This is a genomic window from Amycolatopsis sp. NPDC043889 (genome assembly GCF_056435645.1).
In genome coordinates this window covers 198496-215279 of sequence record NZ_JBWKEC010000013.1, presented here as the reverse complement: position 1 = coordinate 215279, position 16784 = coordinate 198496, and the positions used below count along the sequence as shown (strand labels likewise).

General features: G+C 72.5%; 3 protein-coding genes. All 3 read right to left on the bottom strand.

The genetic code is table 11. The features are described 5' to 3' along the window. Positions 1-149: 149 nt before the first annotated feature. From AC0685_RS24210 to AC0685_RS24200, 3 genes are read right to left on the bottom strand one after another with little or no spacing between them, the layout of a single operon-like run. Positions 150-9974, bottom strand: a complete 9825-nt coding sequence (locus tag AC0685_RS24210) for an SDR family NAD(P)-dependent oxidoreductase (protein ID WP_478227607.1) — start codon at positions 9972-9974, stop codon at positions 150-152. Between the two features lie 18 nt (positions 9975-9992). After that, the gene (locus tag AC0685_RS24205; protein WP_340683030.1) at positions 9993-10214 is read right to left on the bottom strand and encodes a hypothetical protein; all 222 of its coding nucleotides are present in this window, start codon (positions 10212-10214) and stop codon (positions 9993-9995) included. Continuing rightward, complete coding sequence (locus tag AC0685_RS24200) at positions 10214-16603, bottom strand: SDR family NAD(P)-dependent oxidoreductase (RefSeq protein WP_478227606.1); 6390 nt, start codon at positions 16601-16603, stop codon at positions 10214-10216. Before AC0685_RS24200 ends, AC0685_RS24205 begins: the two co-directional genes overlap by 1 nt. Between the last annotated feature and the right edge of the window lie 181 nt (positions 16604-16784).

Here is a 16784-nt window from a genome sequence, read left to right as displayed (position 1 = left end):
TTTTACCCCCAAGGAAAATCACGCCGCGGACACCGAAGTGCTGCGGGGTTTGTTGGGGGGGGGGGGGGGGGGGGTTGGGGGGGTGGGGGGGGGGGGTTGGGTCCCCACCCAAACCCCCCACCCACGACCACATGGACCGGGGGACCCCTTCAGCCCTGCTCGGCGGTCGACATCGCCCGGCTGATCAGGTCCCCCACGTCCAGATCGTCGATCGACTCGGCGGACACCGTGGCCTCGGACTCGGGCAGTTCCTCGGCCAGCTTCACCAGAGCCTCCAGCACCCCCAGTTCCCGGAGCCGCTCGACCGGCGCGCCCGCCAGCGCCCGCCGCAGCCGCGCCTCGTCGGGCACCGCGACCTCCGGGAACAGCAGTGTCCGGAGGTGTGCCGCGAGCGCCGAGGGGGTCGGGTGGTCGAACACCACCGTCGCCCCGAGTTGCCGTCCCGCCGCGGCCGCGAGCCGGTTGCGCAGTTCGACCGACGTCAGTGAGTCGAAGCCGAGGTCGGTGAACGCGTGGTCCGGATCCACCTCGTCCGCCGTGGCGAAGCCGAGCACCTGCGCGGTCTGCGTCCGGACCAGGTCTTCCACCGCCTCGGGAGTGAGGGCGGCGGATTCCGCGACCGGGGAAGCCGTCCGCCGCACGGGAAGCCGGACGAGCCCGGTGAGCAGCGCGGGCAGCACACCCGCCCTGGCCTGGTCCCGCAGCCCGGCCAGGTCGAGTTTGACCGGTACGGCCACCGGCCCGGGTGCCAGGTCGAACAACGCCGCGCCCTCTTCCGGTGTGAGCGCCCCGAAGCCGTCACGCCGCATCCTGTCGATCAGCGCCTGGTCGAGGACCCCGCCCATCCCCTCGGCGGCCCACATCCCGTACGCGAGCGACCGCGCGGGCAGGCCGTCGGCGTGCCGTCGCTCGGCCAGCGCGTCGAGGTAGGCGTTGGCCGCGGCGTAGTTGCCCTGCCCCGGCCCGCCGAGCACGCCGGACACCGAAGAGACCAGCACGAACTCGGTCAGCGTCCGGTCGAGGGTCAGTTCGTGCAGGTGACGGGCCCCGTCGGCCTTCGGGCCGAGGACCCGGTCCAGGCGTTCCGGGGTCAGCGCGGTGACGACGCCATCGTCGAGCACACCCGCCGCGTGCACGATGCCCGACAGTTCGGGGATGCCGTCCAGCAGAGCGGCGACCGCGTCGCGATCGGCGACGTCGCACGCTTCGACGCGCACCTCGGCGCCCAGCTCGCCCAGCCGGGCGGCCAGTTCTTGGGCGCCGGGAGCGGCGAGGCCGCGACGGCTGGTGAGGACCAGCCGCCCGACTCCATGTTCGGTCACGAGCCGTTCGGCCAGTTTCGCGCCGACACCACCGGTACCGCCGGTGATCAGCACCGTGCCCGCGGACTCCCAGTCCGGTTTCGGGCCGGGCTCGGCCCGGACCAGCCGCGGCACCTCGGCGCGGCCGTCCCGAACCCGGATCCGGGGTTCGCCGGTGGCCAGTGCGGTGTCCACATCGGACACTTCGCCGTCGAGGATGACGAACCGGCCGGGGTTCTCGGCTTGCGCGGACCGCACCAGGCCGGCCGCGGCCGCGTCGTCGAGCCCATCGCCGGTGACCACCACCAGCCGCGAGCCGGAGAACCGGGGCTCGGACAGGAACCGTTGCAGGACTTCGAGGACAGCGTGGATCCCCGCCGACGGCACCGGCAGGACGACCACCGGCGGGACCGGCTCGGTCACCTCGTCCCACCGCACCCACGGCACCGGCGTGGCGGACGCCGCCTCGGCCGCGATGTGCTCGACGCGGAACAGCGACCGGTCTTCCCCGGCCCGCACCTGTTCGCCGGTGACCGCGCGGACGACCAGTGAGCCGACCGACAGCACCGGTGCCCCGGCGAGGTCGGTCAGGTCGACCGCGACCTCCCCGGGCGCGAGGAACCGCAGCCGCGCGCGGACCGTCGTGGCGCCGGTCGCGTGCAGGCTGACATCGCTCCAGCTGAACGGCAGCGCCCCCGACTCCTCACCCTCGCCGAGGAACATGCCGTGCAGGGCGGCGTCGAACAACGCCGGGTGGATCCCGAACCGGGCCGCGTCCTCCCGGGCGTCCTCGGGCAGCGAGATCTCGGCGTAGCGGTCCTCACCGTGCCGCCACGCCGCACGCAGGCCCTGGAAGAGCGGGCCGTAGACGAACCCGCGGTCGGCGAGGTCGTCGTAGAACGAGCCGAGGTCGATGGGTTCGAGACCGTCCGGCCACACGAAGCCCTTCGCGGGCGGCTCGGCCTCGGCCAGCAGGCCCAGCGCGTTGAGTTCCCAATCCTCGCCGGGGATCCGCGAGTGGATGGTCACCGCCGCCGCGGCGCTGACCGCGACCTGCAGTTCGAGAGGCCCGCTCTCGGGGAGCACGACGGGAGCGTGCAAGGTCAGTTCGACCAGCCGCGGCCGCCCGGCCTCGTCACCCGCCCGGACGGCGAGTTCGGCGAGCGCCGCGCCCGGCAGCAGGACGGTGTCGTGCACCGTATGCCCGGCGAGCCAGGGATGGGTCGCGAGCGAGATCCGTCCCGTGAGGACGGTACCGTCGCTCTCGGCGAGGGACAGCCCTGCGGCGAGCAGCGGATGCCCCGGCGAGTCCAGCCCGGCCGAGGTGAGATCTCCGACCGGGGCCGGTTCGAGCCAGAAGTGTTTGCGTTGGAAGGGGTATGTCGGCAGGTCGACCGCGCGGGCACCCGGTAGCACGGCGTCCCAGTCGACGCGGACACCTTGGACGTGGAGGGTGGCGAGCGCGGTCATCGCCGTCACGGCTTCGTCGCGTCCCTTGCGCAGCAGGGGAATGCCGTCGGTGAGTGGCGAAAGCACCGCGTCCGGGCCGATTTCGAGGAACTTCGTGACACCGTCGGCGCGGAGCTCCTCGACCGCCGCGGCGAACCGGACGGTCTCCCGGACGTGCGCGACCCAGTACGCCGGGTCAGCCACGTTCGACACCATCGGAATACGCGGCTCCGAGAACGTCAGTTCCCGGACCACCGCGGCGAACTCGTCCAGCATCGGTTCCATCAGCACCGAATGGAACGCGTGCGACACGTCCAGCCGCTTCGTCTTGCGATCGGCGAACCGGGCCACGACGGCGAGTGTCGGCTCCTCGGCACCCGAAAGCACCACCGAAGACGGTCCGTTGACCGCCCCCAGCGAGACACCCTCGGGCAACTCCCCGATCTCGTCCTCCGACGCCTGGACGGCGACCATCACCCCGCCCGGCGGCAAGGCCTGCATCAACCGGCCGCGTGCCGTGACGAGCTTCGCCGCGTCCGCCAACGACAGCACTCCGGCGACATGCGCGGCCGCGATCTCACCGATCGAATGCCCCACCAGGTAATCCGGCCGCACACCCCACGACTCCACCAACCGGAACAACGCCACTTCCAGGGCGAAGATCGCCGGCTGCGCGAACTCCGTCCGCGACAGATCCCCGAACTCCGGCAGCAGCGCGCACACCTCGTCATACGCCGCCGCGAACACCGGGAACGCCTCGTACAACGAAGCACCCATCCCGGGATGCTGCGAACCCTGACCGGTGAACAGGAAAGCGAGCTTGCCCCGCGTCGCACGACCGGCGATCCCACCACCTGTGGCGATGGTTTCGAGCCCGGCACGCAGACTCTCCGCGTCCGCACCGACGACCGCGGCCCGGCGCTCGTGCGCGGTCCGCGTTGTGGCCAGGGAGTACGCCACGTCACGGGGATCGGCATCGTCCACAAGGGACAGGAGGGCACGGGCCTGGTCGGCGACGGCCTGATCGGTTTTCGCCGACAGCACCCACGGAACGACGCCGTGCGAAGCGGGCTCAGCGGGCGCTTCGGCCGGGACCTGCTCCAGGACGACGTGCGCGTTCGTCCCGCTGATCCCGAACGACGACACCCCGGCCCGGCGAGGACGGCTCACCTCCGGCCACGGCCTCGAGTCACGGAGCAGATCCACGGCGCCGGCGTCCCAGTCGATCTCCGCCGACGGTTCCGCCGCGTGCAGGGTCCGCGGCAGCACACCCCGGCGCATCGCCTCGACCATCTTGATGATCCCGGCGACCCCGGCGGCGGCCTGCGTGTGACCGAGGTTCGACTTGACCGAACCGAACCACAACGGTTCGTCCCGCTCGGCGCCGTAGGTCGCGATGAGCGCCTGCGCCTCGATCGGGTCGCCCAGCCGCGTGCCCGTCCCGTGCGCCTCGACCGCGTCGATGTCCGAAGTGGACAGACCGGCGTCGGCGAGCGCGGCGCGGATCACGCGCTGCTGCGAGGGCCCGTTGGGCGCGGTGAGGCCGTTGGACGCGCCGTCCTGGTTGACCGCGGAACCGCGCACCACGGCCAGCACCGGATGCCCGTTGCGGCGAGCGTCCGAAAGCCGCTCCAGCACGAGCACCCCGGCGCCTTCCGACCAGCCGGTGCCGTCGGCGCCGGCGGAGAACGACTTGCAGCGCCCGTCCGGGGAAAGCCCGCGCTGACGGGAGAAGTCGAGGAAGGTCTCCGGCGTCGCCATCACGGTGACCCCGCCGGCGAGCGCCATGTCGCACTCGCCCGCCCGCAGCGACCGGGCGGCCAGATGCAGGGCGACCAGCGACGACGAACACGCCGTGTCGACCGACACCGCCGGGCCTTCCAGCCCGAGGGTGTACGCGATCCGCCCGGACAGGACGCTGGCCGAGGTCCCGGTGCCCAGGAATCCGGCGACACTGTCGGGCACGCTGGCCAGTTTCGCGGCGTAGTCGTAGTACATGATCCCGGCGAACACACCGGTGGCGCTGCCCTTCAGCGACGCCGGATCGAGCCGGGCGCGTTCGAGCGCCTCCCAGCTGATCTCCAGCAGCAGGCGTTGCTGCGGGTCCATCGCCAGGGCTTCCCGTGGCGAGATGCCGAAGAACTCGGGATCGAACTCGCCCGCGTCGTGCAGGAAGCCACCGTGCCGGGTGTAGGTCTTGCCGGGCAGGCCGGGTTCGGGGTCGTAGATCCCGTCGACGTCCCAGCCGCGTCCGCCGGGGAACGGCGAGATCGCGTCGGTGCCCGCGGCCACGAGTTCCCACAGCTCCTCGGGTGACCGGACATCGCCGGGATACCGGCAGCTCATCGCGACGATCGCGATCGGCTCGTCGGCGGCGCGCCGGGTCACCACCGGACGCGCCGGTTCCGGGGCGCCGAGCAGTTCGGCGCCGAGGTACGCGGCCACCGCCGCCGGGCTCGGATGATCGAAGACGAGCGTCGCGGGCAGCCGCAACCCGGTCTCCGTGGTGAGTTCGTTGCGCAGTTCGACGGCGGTCAGCGAGTCGAAGCCCAGTTCCGTGAACGGCCGCGACGGCTCAACGGTGCCCGCGCCCGCCCGGCCGAGGACAGCCGCGACGCGTGCCCGGACCAGGTCGATCAGCAGGGCTTCCCGGTCGGTTTCGGACAGCCCGGCGAGCCGTCCCGCCAGCCCGGTATCGGTGCGGCGGGCGGCTTCGCGACGAGTCCGGACGCGGACCAGGCCGCGCAACAACGGCGGGACACCGGCGTTCCGCACGGCGGCGAGGTCGAGCCGCATGGGGACGAGGACGGCACCGCCGTCGGCCACGGCGGCGTCGAACAGCGCGAGCCCCTCTTCCGGTTCGAGAGCGCCGAAGCCGTCCCTGCCGATCCGGTCCCGGTCGGTGCCGCTCAGCGAAGCACCCATCCCGTCTCGCCACAGACCCCACGCGAGTGACTGCGCGGGCTTCCCAGCGGTGCGGCGTCGCCGGGCGAGAGCGTCCAGCTCGGCGTTCGCCGCCGAGTACGCCCCCTGCCCCGGTGAGCCGAACACCCCGGCGATCGAGGAGAACAGCACGAAGAAGTCGAGGTCACCGGTGAGTTCGTCGAGTACATGGGCGGCCGTGGCCTTCGCCCGGTACACGGCGGCGACCCGCTCGGGGGTGAGCGACGTGACCACACCGTCGTCGAGGACACCCGCCGCATGGACGACGCCGGTGACCGGAGGCTCGGCCCGCGCCAGGAGGTCGCGAACCTGATCGCGATCGGAGACGTCGCAGGCCTCGATCCGGGCCCCGAGTTCGTCGGCGAGTTCCTGGGCACCGGGCGCGGCCTCGCCACGGCGGCTGACCAGCAGCAGATGCCGGACACCGTGTTCGGCGACCAGATGCCGGGCGAGGCGGGCGCCGAGACCACCGGTGCCGCCGGTGATCAGCACGGTCCCGGAAGTGTCCAGTGTGGACTCACCGGTGCCTGCTCTGGCCAGGCGCGGCGCGAACAGGCTTCCGCCGTCGGCGTGCACTTCGGGTTCACCGGTGCCGAGGGCGGCTTCGACGTCGGCATGCGTGCCGCGGACCAGGACGATCCGGCCCGGATGCTCGGTCTGCGCGGCCCGGACCAGCCCTTCGACCGCGCCTTCGCGATCGGTCAGCACCACCAGCGGAGCTGGCTCGTCCGTGGCCAGGAAGTCTTGCAACGCGAGGAGAGTGGTGTCGAGCGAATCGGCTTCCACCACCGCCGCGGGCGTGATGTCCTCAGAACCGGTGGGAAGCGGCACGTCTTCGACACGATAGAGGCCGTCCCGCACCGTGGCCGTGGCCGTGACGGCGCGGACGCTGAGCCCGCCCACGGAGGCGACGGGTGTCCCCGTGCCGTCGGCGAGGTCCAGCGCGAAGCCGTCGGCGACCGGCCGAGCGTGCACGCGCAGTTCGGTCGCGCCCCGCGCGTGCAGCACGACGTCACGCCAGGCGAACGGCACCGAACCCTGGTCCTCGCCGGTGACGGCGGTGGCCTGGAGCGCGGCGTCCAGCAGTGCCGGGTGCAGACCGAACTTCGCCGCCTGCCCGGGCTCCGGCAGAGCGACTTCGGCGAAGATCTCCGTGTCGCGACGCCAGACCTTGCGCAGGCCGCGGAACATCGGCCCGTACGCGAGTCCGGCGGCGGCCAGCTGGTCGTAGGCGTCTTCGAGCCCCAGCGATTCGGCGTTCTCCGGCGGCCAAACGGTGTCCATAGTGGACACCGGCGGAGCGCCGAGGAAGCCGGTCGCGTGGGTGACCCACGGCCGCTCCGGAAGCCGCGAATGGATCGACACCGGACGGCGTCCGTGCTCGTCGGCCGCGCCCGCGACGACCTGGACCTCCGGCGCGGTGCCGGGTTCGAGGACCAGCGGTTCCCGCAGGACCAGCTCTTCCACGCCCGCGCAGCCCGCTTCGTCGCCCGCGCGGACGGCGAGTTCGGCGAACGCGGTGCCGGGGACGAGCACGCGGCCCGCGACGACGTGGTCGGCCAGCCACGGATGCCGGTCGAGCGAGAGGCGTCCGGTGAGCAGGACACCGTCGTCGGCTGCGACGGACACGGCGGCGCCGAGCAGCGGGTGGTCGGCGGCGGCGAGCCCGGCCGCGGTGACGTCGGCGTCGCTTTCCTGGCCGAGCCAGAAGTGCTCGTGCTGGAAGGCGTACGTCGGCAGTTCGGTGAACCGGCCGCCGCCGAGGTAGGCGGCCCAGTCGACGGGGACACCGCGCGTGTGCAGCGTGCCGAGCGCGGAGACCAGCTGCCGGGGTTCGTCGTGACCGCGGCGCAGCGCGGGCACGCAGGCGTCGACGAGCGCGCTGAGCACGGCGTCCGGCCCGAGCTCGAAGAACTTCGTGACCCCGGCCGCGGTCAGGCGCTCGACCGCGCCGGCGAACCGCACTGTCTCCCGGACATGCGTGACCCAGTACGCCGGGTCCGTCAGGTCCGCCGTCTCCGTCACCGTGGACACGATCGGAATCCGCGGCGCCGAGAACTCCAGGCCCCGGACCACTTCGGCGAAGTCGTCCAGCATCGGTTCCATCAGCACCGAGTGGAATGCGTGCGACACGTCCAGCCGCTTGGTCTTCCGGTCGCTGAACCGAGCCGCGAGCGCGAGCGTGGCTTCCTCGGCGCCGGAAAGCACCACCGACGACGGACCGTTCACTGCGGCCAGGGAGACTCCCTCGGGCAGCTCGCCGAGTTCGTCCTCGGACGCCTGGATCGCGACCATCACCCCGCCCGGCGGCAAGGCCTGCATCAACCGGCCGCGTGCCGTCACGAGTTTCGCCGCGTCGGCCAAGGACAGCACTCCGGCGACATGGGCGGCGGCGATCTCGCCGATCGAATGCCCCGCCAGGTAATCCGGCCGGACACCCCACGACTCCACCAACCGGAACAACGCCACTTCCAAAGCGAAAATCGCCGGCTGCGCGAACTCCGTCCGCGACAGATCCCCGAACTCCGGCAGCAGCGCGCACACCTCGTCATACGCCGCCGCGAACACCGGGAACGCCTCGTACAACGAAGCACCCATCCCCGGCCGTTGCGAACCCTGACCGGTGAACAGGAAGACCAGCCCACCCTCCATCACCCGGGACCCCGCACCCTCGGTCACTTCGGACAGACCCGCCGAGAGGGTTTCCCAGTCCGTGCCCGTGACGACGGCCCGGTACGGCAGCGCCGCCCGGGTCGTCAGCGTGTGCGCGACGTCGATCGGCTCGGCGGTACCGGCCACGGAAAGCAGACGGGCCGCTTGTGCGGCCAGCGCCGGTTCCGTGGCCGCGGACAGCAGCAACGGCACGACGGCTGGAGCGTCCTGAACGGCGGCGGGTTCCTCCGGCGGGGCCTGTTCCAGCACGACGTGCGCGTTCGTCCCGCTGATCCCGAACGACGACACCGCCGCCGAACGGGGCCGCCCGGTCTCGGGCCATGGTGTGCGTTCGGTCAGCAGCGAGACCGGCCCGGCGGACCAGTCGACCTCGCGGCTGGGCGTGCCGACGTTGAGGGTGGGCGGCAGGACCCCGTGACGCATCGCCTCGACCATCTTGATGATCCCGGCGACCCCGGCCGCGGCCTGCGCGTGCCCGAAGTTCGACTTGACCGAGCCGAGGAACAGCGGGCGATCACGATCACGGCCGTAGGTGGCCATCAGCGCTTCGGCCTCGATCGGGTCACCCAGCCTGGTGCCCGTGCCGTGCGCCTCGATGGCGTCTACGTCTGAAGTGGACAGTCGCGCGTCGGCGAGCGCGGCGCGGATCACGCGCTGCTGTGACGGACCGTTCGGGGCGGTGAGGCCGTTGGAAGCGCCGTCGGAGTTCACCGCGGAACCCCGCACCACGGCGAGGATCCGGTGCCCGTTGCGCTGGGCGTCGGACAGCTTCTCCAGCACGAGCATCCCGACACCCTCGGCCCAGGCGGTGCCGTCGGCGGCGTCGGAGAACGACTTGCAGCGCCCGTCCGGCGCCAGGCCGCGCTGCCGCGCGAAATCGACGAAGATCCCCGGCGAGGCCATCAGGTTGACGCCACCGGCGAGGGCGAGCGTGCACTCTCCCGCCCGCAGCCCGCGCACCGCCGCGTGCACGGCGACCAGCGACGACGAACACGCCGTGTCGATCGAGACCGCCGGGCCCTCCAGGCCGAGCTGGTAGGCGATCCGTCCGGAGTGGACACTGCAGGTGGTGCCGGTGAGCAGGTAGCCGTCCACCGTGTCGCCCGGATTGTGCAGACGCGGCCCGTACTCCTGCGCGGAAACGCCGACGTAGACACCGGTGGGGCTGCCGCGCAGCGCGGCCGGGTCGAGGCCGGCGCGTTCGACGGCCTCCCAGCCGACCTCCAGCAGCAGCCGCTGCTGCGGTTCCATGGCCAGCGCCTCACGCGGCGAGATCCCGAAGAACTCGGCGTCGAATCCGGCGGCGCCGGGCAGGAAACCACCGGTGCGCACGTAGGTGGTGCCGCGATGGTCGGGGTCGTCGTCGAACAGGCCGGAGGTGTCCCAGCCGCGGTCGGCCGGGAACTCGCCGATGCCCTCGCGGCCGCCCTCGACCAGGTCCCACAGCGCGGCGGGCGTGTCGGCCCCGCCGGGGAACCGGCAGGCCATGCCGACGATCGCGATCGGCTCGTGCCGTCCGTCCTCGGCGTCACGCAGCCGTTCCCGGGTCCGGTGCAGGTCCCCGGTCACCCGCTTCAGCAGGTCGAGAAGCTTCTCTTGGTCCGCCATCACACCCTCGCTCGGTGGTCAGAAGATCTCGTCGGTGAGGAAGTCGAAGACCTTGTCGACAGCGGCGTCGAAGAGCAGGTCGTCGAATTCGTCGTCCTTGTCGCCCGCCGCGTAGGCCAGCAGCAGCTTCTTCAGCGGCTTGGCGACCTTCTTGCGGTCTTCGGGGTCCAGATCGCCGAGGCGTTCGCTCAGCCGCTCGATGTCGGCCAGCACCTTGGCGACGGCTTTCTTGTCCGCCATCACGAAATCCCCAGTTCGGTGGCCAGGAAGTCGACGACCTCGTCCGCGGTCGCGTCCTCCAGCCGTCCGCCGACGCCGGTCCCCGTCGTGGTGATGCCGTCGAGCAGCGTCCGCAGACGGACGGCGACCGCGGTCCGGCCGTCGTCGTCGACGGCGGTCAGGCGTTCCGCGAGCCGGTCGAGTTCGGCGAGCACCGCGTCGGCCGCGCTGAGCGACGGAGGGGCCAGTTCGGACAGGAGATGCCCGGCGAGTGTCGCGACGGTCGGATGGTCGAAGACCGCGGTGGCCGAGAGGCGCAGCCCGGTGACGGTGTTGATCCGGTTGCGCAGTTCCACCGACGTCAGCGAGTCGAAGCCGAGGTCCTTGAACGCGCGGGCCGGATCGATCATGCCGCCCGCCTCGTGGCCGAGGACGGCGGCGGCGTTGTGCCGCACCAGGTCGATCAGCAAAGCCGTGCGCTCCTCGTCGGGCAGTGCGGTGAGCCGCTCGCCGAGACCGGCGCCGCCCGTGGTCGCGGGCGCCGCCGCGCGCCGGGTGGTGACCTTGGCGAGACCGCGCAGCACGGGCGCCACTTCGGTGGTCCTGGCGTGGGCGCGCAACGCGGCGCGGTCCAGTTCGATCGGCAGGACGGCGGTGAACCCGCCGTCGAGGGCGGCGTCGAACCGGGCCAGCCCGGACTCCGCGGTCAGCGGCGGCAGGCCTTCGCGCGCCATGCGGTCGACGTCGTTCTCGGCCAGCCCGCTGCCCATGCCTTCCCGCCAGAGCCCCCATGCGAGCGAGACCGCGGGCAAGCCCTGCGTCCTGCGGTGGGCGGCCAAGGCGTCCAGGAACGTGTTCGCGGCGGCGTAGGAGGCCTGGCCCGCAGAGCCGACGATCCCGGACACCGACGAGTAGAGCGCGAAGAGCGCGAGGTCGTGGCCGAGGGTGAGTTCGTGCAGATGCCAGGCGGCGTCCACCTTGGGGCGCAACACTTTCGCGAGCCTCTCGGGGGTCAGGCCGGTCAGCACGCCGTCGTCGAGGACACCCGCGGTGTGCACGACGCCGGTCAGCTCGACACCGTCCAGCAGTACGGCGAGCGCGTCCCGGTCGGCGACGTCACAGGCCACGACCCGGACTTCGGCACCCAGACCGGTGAGCTCCGCCGCCAGCTCTCCCGCGCCCGGTGCGTCCGGGCCGCGGCGGCTGGTGAGCAGCAGCCTGCGGACGCCGTGCGTGGTCACGAGATGCCGCGCGACGAGCGCCCCGAGCCCGCCGGTGCCGCCGGTGACGAGCACCGTCCGGTCCGGATCGAGCGCTCGCGGGACGGTGAGCGCGACCTTGCCGACATGCCTGGCCTGGCTGACGAACCGGAACGCGTCGGGCGCGTGCCGGACGTCCCAGGTCCGCACCGGCAACGGGGTGAGCGCGCCCTGGTCGAACAGGGTGATCAGCTCGGCCCAGATCTCGGCGGTGCGCGTCCGGCCCGCTTCGATCAGGTCGAAGGCGCGGTAGGCGACGTTCTCCGGCGCGCGGACGTCGGTCTTGCCCATTTCGAGGAACCGGCCGCCGGACGCGGTCACGCCGAGCGAGGCGTCGACGAAATCGCCCGCGAGGGAGTTGAGCACGACGTCGACCCCGCGTCCGCCGGTCGCGGTCCGGAAGGCTTCGGCGAAGTCGAGGGTCCGCGAGGACGCGATGTGGTCCGAGGGCAGCCCGGCCGCGCGCAGGACGTGCTGCTTGCCCTCACTGGCGGTGCCGAACACCTCGGCGCCCAGCCGGCGGGCGAGCTGGGTCGCCGCCATCCCGACCCCGCCCGCGGCCGAATGGATCAGGATCGACTCGCCCGCTTTCAGACCGGCCAGGTCGACCAGCGCGTAGTAGGCGGTCAGGAAGACGAGCGGCACGGTCGCGGCCTGCTCGTCGGTCCAGGCGTCCGGGACGCGCGTCAGGAACGGGCGCTCGCCGACGGCGACCGGGCCGATCCCGCCGTGCACCATGCCCATCACCCGGTCACCCGGCGCCAGGTCGGTCACTGCGGCGCCGGTGGCCAGCACGGTCCCGGCTATCTCGCAGCCCAGCGGCCCGGCCTCGCCAGGGTACATGCCCAGGACGTTCAGCACGTCACGGAAGTTCAGCCCCGCCGCGCGGACGGCGATGCGCACGTCTTCCGGTCCGAGGTCCGGTTCGCCCGCGGTCTCCAGGACCAGGTCGTCGACTGTTCCCTCGCCCGACTTGCCCAGCCGCCAAGGCCCGCCGGGCGGCAGCAGGACTCCCGCGCCCGCCTCGGCGATCCGCGGCACGAGCGGGACGCCGTCGCGCACGGCGACCTGCGGTTCCCCGGTCGCCACCGCCATCGGCACGTCTTCGGCCTCGCCGTCGACGAGGACGAACCGGCCCTGGTGCTCGGCCTGTGCACTGCGCACCAGGCCCCAGATCGACGCTGCCGCCGGATCCGTGGCGTCCGGTCCAGCCGCGTGTCGCGTGTGGATGACCAAAGTGGACTCTTCCCGCGTCACCCAGTCCTGCAGCACTTCCAGGACACGCGCGCCGAGCTCGTGCGCGGAGGTGACCGGGTCGCCTTCGGGCAGCACCGACAGCACCGCGGGCTTGCCGGGGACGACCTCCGGATACGCCGTGCACGCCACCGGTTCCGCGACCGCGATCGGCGTCCAGTCCACAGTGAACAGTCCACCGGGGAGTTCCTGGCCGCGGGCGACCGGGCGGCGGACGGCCAGCGAGCCAACGCTCAGCACCTCGGCGCCCGAGGGGTCGACGGCGACCAGCGACACGGTGTCCGCCGCGTGGAACGTGATCCGCAGCCGCAACGCGGTCGCGCCGCTCGCCCGCAGGCGGACGTCCGACCAGGAGAAGGGCAGCCCACCGGCGGATTCCGCCGACTCACGGAAGAACATCGCGTGCAGCCCGGCGTCCAGCAATGCCGGGTGGATACCGAAGCCGCCGTTCTCGTCCGCGGGAAGCGCGACCTCGGCGTAAACGTCGTCGCCATCGATCCACACCGAGCGCAGGCCACGGAACACGCCTTCGTAGCCGAAGCCGGGCAGGTTGTCGTAGAACCCTTCCAGGGACTGGGCTTCACCCGGCGGCGGCCATGCGATCCCCGGGACGTCGGCGTCGCTGTCCGGCGCGAGGACTCCGTTCGCGTGCCGCGTCCACTCCTCGCCGTGCTCCGGTCGCGAATGGACGGTGACCGCTCGGCGGCCGTCGTCGTCCGCGGCGGCCACCACCACCTGGATCTCGGCCGCGGCCGACAGCACGAGCGGGGCGCCCAGGGTCAGTTCCTCCACCCGTCCGCAGCCCGTTTCGGCTCCGGCGTGCAGCGCGAGTTCGAGGAATCCGGTGCCGGGGAAAAGAATGTCGTCGCCGACGCGGTGGCCGTCCAGCCAGGGCTGATCGGTCGTCGAGAGCCGCGCGGTGAACACGGTGTCGCCGCCGGGCACCGCGACCACCGCCCCGAGGAGCGGGTGTTCGGCGCGGCGCAGGCCGAGGCCGCGCGCGTCACGGCCCGGGCCGGGCGTGAGCCAGTACTTCGACCGCTGGAACGGGTAGGTCGGCAAGTCGATCCGGCGCCCGCCCGGGACGAGCGCGGCGAAGTCGACGTCCACCCCGCGGACGTGGGCGGTGCCCAGCGCGGTCAGGAGTTCGGGGACTTCGGGCCGGTCGCGGCGGAGCAACGGGCGCGCGACACCGTCTTCGACCAGCGCCGAGAGGACGCCGTCCGGGCCCAGCTCCAGGTAGGTGCCGCAGCCGTTGTCCCGCAGGACACGCGACGCGTCGGCGAAGCGGACGGTCGCTTCGACGTGGCGGATCCAGTAGTCGGCGGAGTCGTGCCCGCCGATCTCGCCGGTGACCGTCGAGACGATCGGCAGGTTCGCGGGGTGGTAGTCGGCGAGCCGCGCGATCCGGGCGAAGTCGTCGAGCATGTCCCGCATCAACGGGGAGTGGAACGCGTGGCTGACATTGAGCCACTTGACCTTGCCGTCGAAGCCGCCGATCGCCGTCTCCAGCGCGTCACGGGCACCGGACAGCACGACCGCGTCCGTACCGTTGACCGCCGCGATCCCGGCGCGCCGCTCGTGCCCGGCCAGCAACGCATGAGCCCTTTTCTCGGAGACACGCAGGGACACCATCGCGCCGCCTTCGGGCAGCTCACGCATGAGCCTTCCGCGCGCGGTCACCAGCATCGCCGCGTCGGACAGTGACAGCACACCGGCGACGTGCGCGGCCGCGAACTCACCGACCGAATGCCCGCACAGATAAGCCGGGGCGACACCCCAGGACTCCAGCAGCCGGAACAGGGCGACCTCGACGGCGAACAACGCGGGCTGCGCGTAGTCGGTGCGGTCGAGCAACGCCGGGTCGGCCTCGCCGAACACCACGTCCCGCAGCGGCGGATCGAGCTGCAGGTCGACATGCGCGCAGACCTCGTCGAAAGCCTCGGCATAGCCGTCGTAAGCGGCATAGAGCTCGCGGCCCATCGCGATGCGCTGGGCACCCTGCCCGGTGAACAGGTACGCGAGTTCGGCGGGTTCCTGGAGCGGGCCGCCGCGGAGCACCCGTTCGTCGAACGCGGTCAGCGCTTCCGTCAGGCTCGCGGCGTCCGGCGCCAGGACGAAGGCGCGTTCCGTCAGCGTCGCCCGGGTCTTGGCGAGCGAGAAGGCGAGGTCCACCGGATTCGCGTCGACGGCGGCGAGCTGTGCCGCGTGGGCCCGCAACGCGTCCGGATCGGCGGCCGAGAACGCGACGGCGACCGGCGAGGGCGCTGAGGGCGAGGGCTCGGCGGTCGCGACGGGTGCCGGTTCCTCCAGGATCAGGTGGGCGTTCGTGCCGGAGATGCCGAACGACGAGACGGCGGCCCGGCGCGGTTCCCCGCCACGGGGCCAGTCGACCGGCTCGGCCAGCAGGGAGACCGCGCCGGCGGACCAGTCGACCGCCGGGGTCGGATCGGCACCGTGCAGAGATCGCGGCAAACGGCCGTGACGCAGCGCCATGATCATCTTGATCACCCCGGCCGCCCCCGCGGCCGCCTGCGCGTGCCCGATGTTGGCCTTCACCGAACCCAGCCACAGCGGTGTTTCCCGGTCCCGGCCGTACGTCGCGAGCAGCGCCTGCGCCTCGATCGGGTCGCCGAGCGTGGTCCCTGTGCCATGCGCCTCGACGGCGTCCACAGTGGACGCCGACAGTCCGGCGTCGGCCAGCGCGGCGCGGATCACCCGCTGCTGGGACGGGCCGTTCGGCGCGGTGAGCCCGTTCGACGCGCCGTCGGAGTTGACCGCGCTGCCGCGGATCACCGCGAGCACCGGATGCCCGTGCCGTTCGGCGTCGGAAAGCCTTTCCAGCACGAACATTCCCGCGCCCTCGGCCCACGCGGTGCCGTCCGCCGCGGCCGAGAACGGCTTGCAGCGCCCGTCCGGCGCCAGGCCGCGCTGGTTCGAGAAGGCCACGAACGGGCCGGGGGTGCCGAGCACGGCGACCCCACCGGCGAGCGCGAGGCCGCATTCACCGTTCCGCAGCGCGCGGACCGCGAGATGCAGCGCGACCAGCGACCCGGAGCAGGCGGTGTCGACGGTCAACGCCGGTCCCTGCAGACCGAGGGTGTACGCGATCCTTCCGGAGACGACGCTCGGCGCGCTGCCGGTGAGCAGGAGCCCGTCGAGCCCCTCGGGCGCGTCGGCCAGGCGGGTACCGTATTCCTGCGGCTCGGCGCCGACGAACACTCCGGTCCGGCTGCCCGTCAGGGTTCCGGCATCGATCCCGGCGCGTTCCAGCGCCTCCCACGCCGTCTCCAGGACCAGCCGTTGCTGCGGGTCCATCGCCAGCGCCTCACGCGGCGAGATACCGAAGAACCCGGCGTCGAATTCGGCCGCACCGGGCAGGAAACCGCCGTGGCGCACGTACGTCTTGCCCGGGGTACCCGGTCGCGGGTCGTAGAGACCGTCGACGTCCCAGCCGCGGTCACGGGGGAATTCCGTGACCACGTCCCTGCCTTCATCCACAATGGACCAGAGGCCCTCGGGTGAGTCCGCGCCGCCGGGGAAGCGACAGCCGATGCCGACGATCACGATCGGTTCGCCGGTGACCGCACCCCCTTCCGCGGTGTCCGCGGCCTCGGCTCCGAAGAGGCACTCGTCGAGGAAGGCCGCCAGCGATTCGGGTCCGGGATGGTCATAGGCGAGAGTCACCGGGAGTTCGAGGCCGGTCTCGGCGGTCAGCCACGCGTGCAGCTTCACCGCCAGCAGGGAATCGAACCCGAGATCGGCGAAGGTGCGGCCGGGCGGGAGCGGCCCGTCCAGCACCGCCGACGTCGCCCGGCGCACCAGGCCCAGCAGCGTGCGGCGCCGCTCGGCGCGCGGCCTGCTTTCCAGCCGTCGCAGGGAATCCAGCTCGGTCATGCGCGCACTCGCCACCTCGGGTCGCCCGGCACAGGGAAGTCGCGGTCCAGCTAGCCACAGCGGCCCTCGCGGGCGGGGCGGAACTGTTCCACCGCCGGGTAACCGGCCGCTCCCCTGCCCGGTTTCCGTGCCGTGGGCAAGCGGTGGAAAAGGTATCCGGCGCGCCGGGACGGAATCGTTA

Excerpts from the sequence above, each read along its gene's own strand:
- AC0685_RS24210 (WP_478227607.1), bottom strand. The coding sequence starts at position 9,974 with ATGGCGGACCAAGAGAAGCTTCTCGACCTGCTGAAGCGGGTGACCGGG.
- AC0685_RS24205 (WP_340683030.1), bottom strand. The coding sequence starts at position 10,214 with ATGGCGGACAAGAAAGCCGTCGCCAAGGTGCTGGCCGACATCGAGCGG.
- AC0685_RS24200 (WP_478227606.1), bottom strand. The coding sequence starts at position 16,603 with ATGACCGAGCTGGATTCCCTGCGACGGCTGGAAAGCAGGCCGCGCGCC.